General features: G+C 47.6%; 12 protein-coding genes and 1 tRNA gene. 5 read left to right on the top strand and 8 right to left on the bottom strand.

Annotated elements, in window-relative coordinates; translation table 11 throughout:
- Positions 1 to 46: 46 nt before the first annotated feature.
- Positions 47 to 1,072 carry a sugar-binding domain-containing protein gene (locus tag AC3RCI_RS00940; RefSeq protein WP_183526475.1) on the bottom strand — a complete coding sequence of 342 codons (1,026 nt, stop codon included), beginning with the start codon at positions 1,070 to 1,072 and terminating at the stop codon, positions 47 to 49.
- Positions 1,073 to 1,513: 441 nt separating this feature from the next.
- Here AC3RCI_RS00940 and AC3RCI_RS00935 point away from each other — a divergent pair.
- Positions 1,514 to 1,588 (top strand) — tRNA-Arg (locus AC3RCI_RS00935).
- Between the two features lie 176 nt (positions 1,589 to 1,764).
- The gene (gene clpP, locus AC3RCI_RS00930) at positions 1,765 to 2,361 is read left to right on the top strand and encodes an ATP-dependent Clp endopeptidase proteolytic subunit ClpP (protein WP_095362036.1); all 597 of its coding nucleotides are present in this window, start codon (positions 1,765 to 1,767) and stop codon (positions 2,359 to 2,361) included.
- A gap of 120 nt (positions 2,362 to 2,481) precedes the next feature.
- Here clpP and AC3RCI_RS00925 read toward each other — a convergent pair whose 3' ends face one another.
- The 7 genes from AC3RCI_RS00925 to AC3RCI_RS00895 form a co-directional block, all read right to left on the bottom strand.
- Positions 2,482 to 3,576 carry a PdaC/SigV domain-containing protein gene (locus AC3RCI_RS00925; RefSeq protein ID WP_492473457.1) on the bottom strand — a complete coding sequence of 365 codons (1,095 nt, stop codon included), beginning with the start codon at positions 3,574 to 3,576 and terminating at the stop codon, positions 2,482 to 2,484.
- A gap of 316 nt (positions 3,577 to 3,892) precedes the next feature.
- Positions 3,893 to 4,648: an SIMPL domain-containing protein gene (locus AC3RCI_RS00920; RefSeq protein WP_492527299.1), complete on the bottom strand. Its 756-nt coding sequence runs from the start codon at positions 4,646 to 4,648 to the stop codon at positions 3,893 to 3,895.
- 150 nt (positions 4,649 to 4,798) lie between these two features.
- Entirely contained in the window at positions 4,799 to 5,068 is a 270-nt protein-coding gene (locus AC3RCI_RS00915; RefSeq protein ID WP_017691248.1) for an HPr family phosphocarrier protein, read from the bottom strand.
- Between the two features lie 135 nt (positions 5,069 to 5,203).
- Positions 5,204 to 6,142, bottom strand: coding sequence for a DNA-binding protein WhiA (whiA, locus tag AC3RCI_RS00910; RefSeq protein WP_095293015.1), 939 nt, complete (start codon positions 6,140 to 6,142; stop codon positions 5,204 to 5,206).
- Positions 6,143 to 6,148: 6 nt separating this feature from the next.
- Positions 6,149 to 7,135, bottom strand: a complete 987-nt coding sequence (locus AC3RCI_RS00905; RefSeq protein WP_095293013.1) for a gluconeogenesis factor YvcK family protein — start codon at positions 7,133 to 7,135, stop codon at positions 6,149 to 6,151.
- A 13-nt stretch (positions 7,136 to 7,148) separates the two neighbouring features.
- The gene (gene rapZ, locus AC3RCI_RS00900; protein WP_095293011.1) at positions 7,149 to 8,048 is read right to left on the bottom strand and encodes an RNase adapter RapZ; all 900 of its coding nucleotides are present in this window, start codon (positions 8,046 to 8,048) and stop codon (positions 7,149 to 7,151) included.
- A 51-nt stretch (positions 8,049 to 8,099) separates the two neighbouring features.
- Complete coding sequence (locus AC3RCI_RS00895; RefSeq protein ID WP_127540603.1) at positions 8,100 to 9,050, bottom strand: ROK family glucokinase; 951 nt, start codon at positions 9,048 to 9,050, stop codon at positions 8,100 to 8,102.
- Between the two features lie 362 nt (positions 9,051 to 9,412).
- Here AC3RCI_RS00895 and AC3RCI_RS00890 point away from each other — a divergent pair, with 362 nt between their 5' ends.
- The 3 genes from AC3RCI_RS00890 to AC3RCI_RS00880 are packed head-to-tail and all read left to right on the top strand — an operon-like array spanning position 9,413 to position 12,241.
- A complete protein-coding gene (locus tag AC3RCI_RS00890; RefSeq protein WP_492527298.1) occupies positions 9,413 to 10,366 on the top strand; it encodes an ABC transporter ATP-binding protein in 954 nt (317 codons plus the stop codon).
- A gap of 1 nt (position 10,367) precedes the next feature.
- Entirely contained in the window at positions 10,368 to 11,105 is a 738-nt protein-coding gene (locus tag AC3RCI_RS00885) for an ABC transporter permease (protein ID WP_492527297.1), read from the top strand.
- A gap of 8 nt (positions 11,106 to 11,113) precedes the next feature.
- Positions 11,114 to 12,241 (top strand): sensor histidine kinase, encoded by a 1,128-nt coding sequence (locus tag AC3RCI_RS00880; RefSeq protein WP_492527296.1) that lies wholly within the window; start codon positions 11,114 to 11,116, stop codon positions 12,239 to 12,241.
- Position 12,242: the final 1 nt, after the last annotated feature.

Raw genomic sequence — 12,242 nt, 5'->3', positions numbered from 1 at the left:
CGGTGAAGTCCGTCAAGACAACAAGAGTTGTGGTAAAAGAAAAACTTTATTCCATTTCGGCAACGATGACTTCGGCAGCTGCCTCATCAATAATCAGAATATCTTCCTGTCCGAATCGCAGTACGGAATGAATGGCAGCCGCCTTACTTTTGCCACCCGCAATTCCGATCACCACATCGGTCCGTTCAATATCCTGAAGTCGCATGCCCAGAGTGAGCATGGTATGTACCACTTCACCCTGATCGTTAAAATAATAACCGAAGGATTCAGATACGGCTCCTTGCTCCTGAAGCTCTTCTATGATCTCCGCTGCAAGTTTGCGTCTTCGCGCCATCTCCACGGCATCACCGATTCCGTGAATTACGATGCGTGACTGTCGGATCAGCTGAAGAATCTCCTGGACGCTAGGGTCCTGAATTAACGATTCATAGGCATGATCACTAAGCAAATCCGGTACATGCAGGAGTTTGTATTGTGCTCCTACCCGTTTTGCCATTGTCGATGCAATCGTATTGGCCTGAATTTCGAGGCTTTCTCCCAATCCGCCGCGTGCCGGTACGAACCATACACCTTTCAGCGATGTTGGCGGAGTCAGCTGCTCTGCTACTCCTGCCGTTGTTGATCCGCCTGTTACGGCAACAACGTCGTTATCATTCATTACCTGACTAAGAGCCTTTGCCCCAGCCTTACCCAGTTCCCGTTTGGCAAATGGAGAAATGTCCGAATCGCCGGGAACGACAACTACCTTTTGCAGACCGTAGGCTTGCTTGATGCGTTCTTCCAGCTCGGATAATCCGAACAGCTCTTTGGCTACTGGCTCTAACTGCTGCAGCAAATCATGCCCTGCCTCACTGATCTTCATCCCTGCACTGTCAATTTCAATAAGTCCCTGAGCCTTTAACAAATCGGTCTCAGCCCTCAGAACCCGCTCGGTCATCTGCATGGAATTGGCTAACGTCCTTCTCCCGATCACATCCGATAACATGATCTGGTGCAGAATCGTATACCTCTTCTTCAAGACATCCATGAGATCAGGCAGAAGCTGCTTTTGCACTTCTAAAATCGTTCGCATGCTTTCCACTCCCGCAAGCTTCTCGTTCCAAGCTCTCTTTCATGGCCCTAAAATGTCCCGGGTTAACTTTTTAAGTCCCACGTCTATTCTACCTAAAACTGACGTGACATGCAAGTGTTTCAAAAGCCTTATTTCACAACGTTTTGGGCCAATGTACGCGCTTATTTTCACAATCTCCGACTTCCACCGGAAAGTGCAGCCGCATTTACACCATATATAGAAGAAAATCAAATTTCTCATCTATATATCGCTTCTATTGACTCCAGGATCGTGCTTCATGCAACCTGTCCAAAACTTCTCTTAGCATTTACTTAAATGCTTTCTTTATCCATTCTTCATCATCATGATCAATTTCAGGTCATTCCAAACCATAAGCTTGATCATATCTCTTGCAATTCAGGACTCCATGAGCTATAATCATTATTGCTGTCACATCAACGTGCGCCCGTGGTCCAATGGATATGACGTAGGCCTCCGAAGCCTGAGATCCAAGTTCGATTCTTGGCGGGCGCGCCATTCTTGATTAGCAGCTCATAACCCTTTTAACCAATGGAACCGTAAAGGTTTCTTTTTTTTCAAAGTTAGTTTGACTTTCTTTGACTTTTTGTTTGAAATTGTTTATGATGTGGGTAATACGGTAACAGTTTAAATAGATACACTATTCCATGTACATTTCCGAGGAGGTTTTTCACGTGAGTTATATTCCTATGGTCGTTGAACAGAGCAACCGCGGTGAGCGCGCCTATGACATCTATTCCAGATTGCTGAAGGATCGTATTATCTTTCTAGGCAGCGATGTAAATGACGTTGTCGCGAATGCCATCATGGCACAGATGTTGTTCCTCGCTGCGGAAGATCCGGAGAAAGACATTCATCTATACATCAACAGCCCAGGCGGATCCATTACAGCCGGTATGGCCATTTACGATACAATGCAATTTATCAAACCTGATGTATCTACCATCTGTGTAGGTATGGCAGCTTCGATGGGCGCATTCTTGCTCAATGCAGGTGCAAAAGGTAAACGTTTTGCACTGCCTAACAGTGAGATCATGATTCACCAGCCGCTGGGCGGCGCACAAGGTCAGGCTTCGGATATCGAAATCCGCGCCCGCCGCATTCTGAAAATGCGTGATACCTTGAACCGCATCATCGCTGAGCGCACAGGTCAACCACTGGAGCGCATCGAGAAAGATACAGACCGTGACTACTTCATGAGTGCTGCTGAAGCTGCCGATTACGGTATCATTGATAAAGTCATCGAAAACGTTGGCTCCCAAGGCGTATAAGCCGAGGTAACTGTATATTGAGAATATGAACTGGCCGATTGACCTGTTCATACTACGAAGAAGCGCCCCTTGTCATGATCATGACGAGGGGCGCTCTTTTTTTAGAATGATATCGAATAATTACTCTGCTGCAATTCCACTGAATGGCTGTGTGCCTTTAGGAAGTAACTCTTTGTACGTAAACGGGAATTCCGGGAAACCCTCTGCATAAGCAGTGTACTCATACAGTTGGAAGAACACGACTACGCCTGTAGGCGTTACATAGAAGTCCTGATCCTTGTTCAGCCCTTTATAGCCGTCCAGGTAACCACCGCGAGCCTTAAGCTGTTCACCAACCTTTTTGCCAAGTGTATCGCGCATCGTCTTGTTGTTTTGCAGCACATCATCAAGACTTAGCTCTTTACCTGTATCCAGTGCAAAGGTGTGACCTGTCCGTGTAGTCATCCCGTGTGCTCCGGCATAATCCTCATAACGCTGAGTTACCAATCCCAGCACGCCGTTTTCGTTGTACGTCACCACATAGGTGCTCTCAAATGCATATGGACGGTTTGCTGCTGCCGTTCCGTATTCTGCCGTTTGCTTTTTGAAAGCAGCTACGAATGTATCCACTTCATCTTTCAATACTTTGTTGATAGCCGCTTCGGCTTCATCGCTAGCAAGTCCACTCACCTGCGGATATTGAATATCTACCTCAGCATTTTTGATGTCGACTTTCACAGTTGCTGATTTCACTTTTACGCTATTTTGCTTCACTTTGCTCAGTGCCAGTGTTTTGGTTTTACCATCCCAGCTGCCTTGAACACCCAAATAATCTCTCATCGCTGAAAATGGAATGTACAGACGTCCTTTGATCAGCTTCGCTTCAACGTTAGGATAATAATTATTTACTCTTAGCGACGGTTCACCATCCGCCAGGCTGATTTTCATCGTGTTATTCGCTGCAGTCAGTGTGTACTCTTTTGTTTTTGCGTTATAGGTTAACGTACCACCAGCCACATCCTTAACAGCAGTGAGGGATACCCACGTCGATCCACCTTGTAAAAGTCCCTTTTGTGTCAATGTTTTGCCTGCAGACTTCAATGTAACATCTGTGGATGCCGTAACTTTGGAAGTAACCGAAGCTGCCTGCACGGAGTTATCCTGCCATACCGCCCCACTACCTACAATGATTCCTGCCGCGAGTAATGCACTTGTCCACTTTTTCCATGATGTCATATATAAAACTCCTCTCGAATTTGCCTATGGTTTATTGCGTATGTATCCTGATCGCTTATCTCATACGCTCACCTCTATATTATAATTAACCCAATTCAGGAAAGGTTTACAGCACCAGTTACAATGTTGTTCAATCCAAATCCATTTGGTAAAGGTTTTGTCACGAACAAATATACAAAAAAGACATCAAATCAACCTCATTATTCTCGTTAAAGTAGGGATGTTAATGCCTAACTCCTTTAAAGCTCCTCTATATAACAAAAGAGACCCTGCCCGATTGGACACAGTCTCTTCATATCTTCATCTACGTCTACAGTTATTTCATTTCATACGTAATGTTAAGCGTTGTGCTTACTTTAACCTGACCTGTTTCAATTTCTGTACCCGCAGCAGACATTGCCATGTCCTTGGCCGTCGAACTTTCTGTTGCATAGAGCACAGGCACATTGGCATCACCTTGAGTTACAGACAACACAGCACCCAATTGACGTTTAACCGCCTTGGCAATCGCTCCTGCTTTCACCTCTGCATTAGCTACTGCCTTCTCGATCACTTGTGCTTCGAAGTTTTCCGGATTTTCTACCGTAAAGCGTACATTCTCGATATTGTTGGCACCTGCCTGCGAAGCAGCATCCAGCAGTTCACCAATCTTGTCCATTTCGCGGTACGTAATCGTCAGCGTATGATGAGCGGTATAGCCTTTAACTTTCTGACCTTCTTTATCGCTATACGTATAGTTTGGCTGTACATAGAATTGACTGGTCTGAATGTCGTCTGCACTGATTTTCCACGTATTCTTCAGCAGGTTGGATACCTTTTGAATTTTTGCGGCATTTGCCTTCTGGGCGGAGGCTGCTGTCTCAGCCGTGCTATTCACTCCGATCGATAGATAAGCGATATCCGGCTTTACCTGAATCTCACCTTTACCCACGACATTTATCACATTTTGCTGTACCCCTTGTACTTCTGCAGCATAGGCATAATTCCCCGGCGACACCCACGCTGTACCACCAACGAGCAATGTTCCTGCCACCAATACCGCACCAAGCGGTTTCATCCAATGTTTACCCATTACGCATAGCCTCCTTATATTTAAGATCTCAATCTCAAAGCATTTTGATACCTTAACAGACGGAGACATTTTCCAAAATGTTGCACTTGATTATGCCCATAACGCAAAAAAGCCCCTTGCGGGACTTCTTCATGTCATGTTAATCATATCTTATTGGTTTTCAAGTTCTTCCTTGCTCACCAAACTCACTAAAGCGTTTACAGCCTGTTCGGCGTCCGCGCCTTCAGCACTAATTTGGATTTCTGTACCAGTACTGATTGCAAGGCTCATGATCCCCATGATACTTTTTGCATTAACTTTTTTGTCGTCCTTCTCGACGAACACTTCAGATGAGTACTTATTCGCTTCTTGAACGAACAGTGCCGCAGGTCTGGCATGGAGACCCGTTTTCAAACGGACAACTACCGGGTGCTTTGTCATGGAAACTTACCCCCTATTAGAAATCTAGACATTAAATACACAATTATATTTATAACATTATACCATTAACCCGCGCAGGACACTAGAAGAAAAAAAACCAGAACAATTCTGACTATTCAACCAGGTCCAAATCCGTTAACCGTGACGTTCATTCCGCACTTTCTCAGCCAACTCGTCAATCTTGCGAAGCCGATGGTTGACACCCGATTTGCTGACGGTACCTTTTAACAGCTCGCCAACTTCCTTCAGGTTAATGTCAGGATGCGCCAGTCTAACCTCTGCGACTTCACGCAGCTTCTCAGGCAAAGACTCCAAACCGACTTCCTTTTGCAGCAGCTTGATATTATCAATCTGTCTTACTGCAGCTCCGATCGTCTTGTTCAGATTAGCTGTCTCACAGTTGACGATCCGGTTAACGGAATTACGCATATCCCGCATAATCCGTACATCCTCAAACTTGAACAAGGCTTGATGCGCACCAATGATGCTGAGCAGCTCAATAATTTTCTCGCCTTCCTTAATGTATAGGATGAATCCTTTTTTACGTTCTATACACCGGGCATTGAGATGAAATTCATTAGCCAGGTCCACGAGGGCCTGACAGTGCTCTTCATACATGGATGCGATCTCCAGGTGATACGAGGATCCTTCAGGGTTGTTGACCGAGCCACCCGCCATAAACGCGCCGCGTAGATAAGCCCGTTTACAACAGTTTTTCCGTAACAGCTCCTGATTAATTCCTGGAGTAAACAAAAAGCCTTCCGATACAATGTACAGATCCTTTAATATCTCCTGTACCATGGACGGAATACGAACAATATATACATTGTTCTTTTTCAGCCGCATTTTTTTGCGGACAAGCAATTCCGTATGCACTTGAAAATGCTTTTTAAGCAGAGAGTATGCCCGTCTTGCGATCGCGGCATTCTCCGTCGAAATATCTAAGATCACTTTTTTATTCGATAACTGCACCGCACCTAGCATACGGATGAGGGCTGAAAGTTCCGCCTTTTCGCAGCACGGTTCACTCTCAATCATGGTTAATTCTTTTTTGGTCTGTGCTGCAAACGACATGGGACTTCACCTCTTCCGTAACATCCAATTTTGTACCAGTTGATAGATGTGGTGACTAAGCTTATCAGCATCATGACGCAGATAGGTTCTAAACAGAACCAGAGTATCCGCAACCACCTGATAGCCGGAACTTTTAAGTACATCCATATCCAAAACAACCGGTTTGGCTCCTTTTTCCGCATACCTATTCTGCACCTGCAGCGGAATTTCACCATTATTAACAATAACATAGTCAAAGAGCTGATGCCCTACGTGCTCATGAACCGCCTTGAGGTGGTCACTCACCGTATAGTTATCCGTCTCTCCAGGCTGTGTCATCACATTGCATATAAACATCTTCACGGCCTCTGCCTCGACGACAGCCTCTGCCAGTTTGGGAACTAACAAGTTAGGCAGAATGCTCGTATACAAGCTGCCTGGCCCAATCAGGATGGCATCTGCCTGGCGAATAGCCTCCACAGCCTCTGGCAACGGCTCCACGTGATCCGGTTCAAGGAAAACGCGTTTAATGCGCCCGCCTGCTTCAGGGATCTTGGACTCGCCTGTAACAATTGAGCCATCCTCCATCTCCGCATGCAGCACAACCGCCTGCCCGGCTGCCGGCAAAACCTCACCGCGAACGGCAAACACGCGGCTAAGTTCCCGCACTGCGGTTACGAAGTCGCCTGAAATATCCGTCATTGCAGCCAAAATCAAATTACCCAGGCTGTGGCCTGCAAGCCCCGCGCCTGTATTAAAACGATATTTTAGCATATCCGATAGCAATGGCTCAACATCAGCCAGCGCCGTAAGCACGTTACGAATGTCGCCCGGAGGCGGCATTTGCAGTTCGTTGCGCAGGATGCCTGAACTTCCACCGTCATCTGCTACCGTGACGATGGCCGTGATGTCCAGCGGCTTCTCTTTCAAACCGCGCAGCATCACGGATAACCCGGTTCCGCCGCCCATTACAACAATTCTCGGACGTTCTCTTCGTGGTCCGGCTTCTTTCATCCCTTCACCCTCTTCAATGACGATCACGGTCAGCGTCGCGATGGCTCACGGTAACAGCTTCAGTTTCGCTGCTTCCCAACATTTTGCCCAAATATTCGGATATGGCTACCGAACGATGCTTGCCGCCGGTACATCCAATCCCGATAATCACCTGACTTTTGCCTTCCTTACGATATTGCGGAATCAGGAAGTGCAGCATATCGAGCAGTTTGGTCAAAAACGACTGTGTCTCAGGCCATTTCATGACATATTCATATACATCACTATTCTGCCCCGTATTCGGACGCAAATGATCAATATAATGCGGATTTGGCAGGAAACGAACATCAAACACCAAATCCGCATCGATTGGAATGCCATATTTAAATCCAAACGACGTGATATTCACCGACAGCATATGACTTTCCAAATGAGAAAACCGAGAAATAATCCGCTCTTTAAGCTGCGCCGGCTTCATCGTACTTGTGTTCAGTACCTGGGTAGCCGAATTCTTAAGCTCCTCCAGCATCTTGCGCTCCAGACGGATGCCGTCAAGCGGCATTCCCTCAGGAGCCAGTGGATGTCTGCGTCTGCTCTCCTTGTAGCGCTGTACAAGGACAGAATCAGTTGCATCCAGGAATAAAATTTCGCAATGAATGGTAAAATGATCTTTTATATAGTTCAAAGACTCGGATAAAGCCGTAAAGAATTCCCGTCCCCGCAGGTCAATTACGAGGGCTACCTTACCGATCTTGCCGTTCGATTGTTCAATCAGTTCCGCAAATTTCGGAATCAACACCGGTGGCAGATTATCCACGCAGAAAAAGCCGAGATCCTCCAGGCTCTGTACCGCAATTGTTTTGCCTGCTCCGGACATGCCCGTAATGATAATGAGCGTGGCGCCTGTGCCCGGTGAAACTTCACCTTCAAGCATAAATGTCCCCTCCTTATCATATTGCTGCCTAATCATATGGTTCCGAGGTTACTAAGAACGCAAGAGAAGTCCTGCCGCGCCAACAATTCCCGCATCGTTGCCCAGAGTTGCTTCCAGGATCTGAACACCCTCCTGCAGCGGTTCAGGTGTCAGTTTCGCAAATACAGCACGTACTTCGTCAAACAGGATATTACCGGCTTTGGATACACCGCCCCCGATGATGAACATTTCCGGGTTTATGACTGCAGCTACAGCCGCCATGGATTTACCCAAATAGAATGCAGCACGATTTACGATGCGCAGAGCCACTTCATCTCCAGCTTTCGCTGCATCGAATACTTCCTTGGCTGCAATTTTGTCCACAAGCGCAAGTGACGTATGATCTCCGCGTTCTACTGCATCCTTAGCCATACGGATAATGCCCGTTGCGGACGATACCGTTTCTACACATCCCATTTTACCACAACCACACTGAATGGCTTCCAGATCAGGCACAACACTGACATGACCCAGTTCTCCCGCCATGCCGGAAAAGCCCTGATAGATTTTGCCGTTCAGTATCAAGCCTCCGCCAACACCTGTACCCAGCGTGTAGCATACGCAATTATCCACGCCCTTGCCGGCACCTGCCCAAGCCTCACCGAGTGCAGCAACGTTAGCATCGTTATCTATTTTGACTGGCTTGCCCAGACGCTCTTCCAGAACCGAACGAATGGCTACATTCCGAAATCCGATGTTAGGAGCGAGAACGATAATACCCTCGCGTACATTCGTGAACCCGGCTACCCCAGCTCCTACACCTTCAAGCTGCTCCCAGCTATATGGCGATTCTGCCACGATATGACGGACATACTTCTCGATGTTGGCGATGACCGTGTCTACGCCCTTATCCACTTCTGTCGGCCCTTCATACGTATGCATAAGCTGACCTTGTTCATTGCATATACCGACCTTGATTGCTGTTCCGCCGAGATCGACCCCAACGTAGATTTTCTCAGACATGCCGCAAGCCACCTTTATCTATCTAAAATAGTTTAATCCTACGTACCAACTATAATTGAAGGATACGCCTGGGTCAAGACGATAAGACCATTGATACAGAACGCTTCGCCGCGATTGTGAACCACATCACACCCACTTCATGTATACGTATACAACCTCTCCTCTCTTCTACCAAAACGCAAGCTTTCACGCTTCCCTACTAGAAAGGGAAGCCTCAACTCATGATATTTCATGATCACTCGTTCCATGCGTAAAAGATGACAGTTGTCACCTGAAAGTCATGACAACTCTTACTAATCCCGTCACAGTTCGTTCGGTAAGATGGAATTATCTTAGAGAACAGACAAGGGACGTGAATACAGATGAATACCGATTCAACCATCATACAGCTTGAACAAGTCAGCAAACGGTTCGGCAGCAAGCTGGCCGTCAGCCCTATTTCCCTGAAGATTAACCGCGGCTCAATCATTGCCATCCTTGGCCCAAACGGCGCAGGCAAAACAACCACCATGAACATGATGCTTGGCCTGTCCACTCCCTCCTCAGGAGAAGTGACTGTCCTGGGGATGCCGCCAGGTCACAGACAAGTTCGCGAGCGCATCGGTGTCATGCTCCAGGACGTGAGTGTCATGGACGGCCTTACGGTTCGGGAAATCATTCGTATGGTGCGCAGCTACTATCCTACCCCGCTGGATGCGGACAAGATCGAAGCTTTGACAGGTCTAAAGCCTGAGGATCTGAACAAAAGGGCTGAGAAGCTGTCAGGTGGTCAAAAGCGCAGTCTGAACTTCGCCCTTGCCATGGCAGGTGACCCAGACTTGCTCTTCTTCGATGAACCTACGGTTGGCTTGGACTCCGAGACCCGAAGATACTTTTGGAAGCAGATTCGCCAGCTTGCCCAGCACGGCAAAACGATACTCTTCACAACACATTACCTGCAGGAAGCCGATGAAGCAGCCGACCGGATTATCCTGTTCGCAGGAGGTTCCATCATTGCGGACGGTACGCCTGATCGTATCAAAGACGGAATCGCCAAACGGACGCTTTCCTTCTCGCTGCCAGATGGCCACCTGTATACCGAACTTATAACTCCCGATACTGCTCTGCCGGACATCCGTACACAGATTGAAGAGCTGCCTGGAGTGGAAAGAATCGAGTATCGCAAAGACCGCTGTATTCTTCATACTCAGGATACAGACGCCCTGATTCGTGTCATCATTACGCGCCAGCTGCCGGTTAGGGAAATTCGTATTGAAACCGGACAACTGGACGATGCTTATGTAACCTTGCTCGAAACCATGAAGGAGGAACACTGATATGTCTATGCTGTTTGCTCAATCTCGCGTAGAAATGCTTCGCATGTCCCGCAATGTCTACTTTGTATTTTGGTCACTGCTGATGCCTGTGATCTTCTACGTTCTCTACACCCGCATTTTTACCACAGATGCAGTAAATGCGAAGGAGTGGAACGCACACTACCTCATGTCCATGACCTGCTTTAGCGTTATGGGTTCATCCATTATGACCCTAGGGATCCGGCTCGTTCAGGAACGAGTGCACGGCTGGGTCACCTATCTGCGCGTCACCCCTCTCCCGGACTCCATTTATTTTGGCGGCAAAATGATCGGTCAGACAGCCATGCATCTGTGTTCCATTCTCATCATCTTTGCAGCAGGCTATCTGATTAATGGTGTGTCCCTTTCGGCCTCCGAATGGATCGGTTCCGCTCTGTGGATTTTGGCTGGTTCTCTACCCTTTCTCGCCCTGGGTACGTGTATTGGCACCTTCCGCCGCGTCGATACCGCAACCGGGCTCAGCAACGCCCTGTATCTTTCACTCGCTTTGCTTGGGGGGATGTGGATGCCACTGGACGTCATGCCGAGCTGGCTTGCACAAATCGGTCACTGGCTGCCTTCCTACAGTTTCGGCAATGGAGCCTGGATCATTGTAACTGGTGGCACACCTGAGTTGCGGGATATCCTTCTTTTGGCAGCATACTTGGCGGTATTTATGTTAATATCCACCTATATCCGCAGCAAACAAAAGGAGGCTTAATCTTCTACATGCTTCAGCGTTTTGAGCTTTTCCCTAAGCGGTACGGAATTTATCCATACATTTGGATGATCTATCTTGCCATGCCGATTTATTATTTATGGAATGCTCATGGACTGCATTTGTACATCGGTGTTACGGTATTCATTCTATTTATCCTGACCTACCGGCAGCTATACATGACGTCTGGGACCTCCGCATTCTCCTACTGGCTTGGTCTGCAGATGGCTGCCGTACTGATACTGAGTCTTGTGATTGATACGAACATGTTTTTTCTAGGCTTTTTCTCGGCCAATTTTATCGGGTGGTATACGGATCGACGGATGTTCCGGCGTTTTCTATTGCTTCTTGCCATCGTCCAAACCCTCCCCATTGCTGTTAACATTGCGGAATTTACTGCGGAGCAACTCCTGTTCTTTACTCCGTTTTACCTGATTATGCTGGTATCTCCTTATGGAATCAGAACCATGCTGGATCGTCAGCAACTGGAAGCGAAGCTGGATGAGGCCAACCAGCATATCAAGGAGTTAATCAAACGCGAAGAGCGCATGCGTATCGCACGCGATCTACATGATACGATGGGACATACACTCTCTTTGATCACGCTCAAGAGCGAGCTCGTCACCAAATTGATCACCAAAAATCCCGAACGTGCCATACAGGAAGCACGTGAGATCGAACGCACCTCTCGAGCAGCGCTGCGCGAAGTAAGGCAGCTCGTCTCTGACATGCGGGCGATCAGCATAGCTGAGGCGATGGCCGATGCTCAAGAGATGCTAAAGAGTGCAGACATTGAGCTTCAAATAACAGGTGATCCAGGACCTTATGACGATGTGCCGGATCTGACCCAGAACATGGCCAGTCTCTGCATGCTAGAAGCCGTAACCAATGTTGTGAAACATAGTGATGCCTCGCAGAGTACGATCCATCTAGAACGAACACATGATGGCGTTCAGATCACGGTAAGGGATAATGGTCATGGTATGACTTCCACCGAACGTCCAGGCAACGGACTGAAGGGTATGTCCGAACGCCTGGGACTGATTGATGGTTCTCTACGGATTACATCTGATTCAAGAGGAACCCTTCTCGTCTTTTCCTTTCCGCTGATTGCCAGTGAACCCCAAGGAGGAGTGTAAT

This window comes from Paenibacillus sp. MT124, assembly GCF_058792755.1.
Note: the sequence above shows the minus strand (reverse complement) of the source record. Positions and strands in the feature narration are given on the sequence as shown.

Bases quoted from the DNA above. Each gene is read 5' to 3' on its own strand.
- AC3RCI_RS00940 (WP_183526475.1), bottom strand. From the start codon at position 1,072: ATGCGAACGATTTTAGAAGTGCAAAAGCAGCTTCTGCCTGATCTCATG.
- AC3RCI_RS00925 (WP_492473457.1), bottom strand. From the start codon at position 3,576: ATGACATCATGGAAAAAGTGGACAAGTGCATTACTCGCGGCAGGAATC.
- AC3RCI_RS00920 (WP_492527299.1), bottom strand. From the start codon at position 4,648: ATGGGTAAACATTGGATGAAACCGCTTGGTGCGGTATTGGTGGCAGGA.
- AC3RCI_RS00915 (WP_017691248.1), bottom strand. From the start codon at position 5,068: ATGACAAAGCACCCGGTAGTTGTCCGTTTGAAAACGGGTCTCCATGCC.
- whiA (WP_095293015.1), bottom strand. From the start codon at position 6,142: ATGTCGTTTGCAGCACAGACCAAAAAAGAATTAACCATGATTGAGAGT.
- AC3RCI_RS00905 (WP_095293013.1), bottom strand. From the start codon at position 7,135: ATGAAAGAAGCCGGACCACGAAGAGAACGTCCGAGAATTGTTGTAATG.
- rapZ (WP_095293011.1), bottom strand. From the start codon at position 8,048: ATGCTTGAAGGTGAAGTTTCACCGGGCACAGGCGCCACGCTCATTATC.
- AC3RCI_RS00895 (WP_127540603.1), bottom strand. From the start codon at position 9,050: ATGTCTGAGAAAATCTACGTTGGGGTCGATCTCGGCGGAACAGCAATC.
- AC3RCI_RS00890 (WP_492527298.1), top strand. From the start codon at position 9,413: ATGAATACCGATTCAACCATCATACAGCTTGAACAAGTCAGCAAACGG.
- AC3RCI_RS00885 (WP_492527297.1), top strand. From the start codon at position 10,368: ATGTCTATGCTGTTTGCTCAATCTCGCGTAGAAATGCTTCGCATGTCC.
- AC3RCI_RS00880 (WP_492527296.1), top strand. From the start codon at position 11,114: ATGCTTCAGCGTTTTGAGCTTTTCCCTAAGCGGTACGGAATTTATCCA.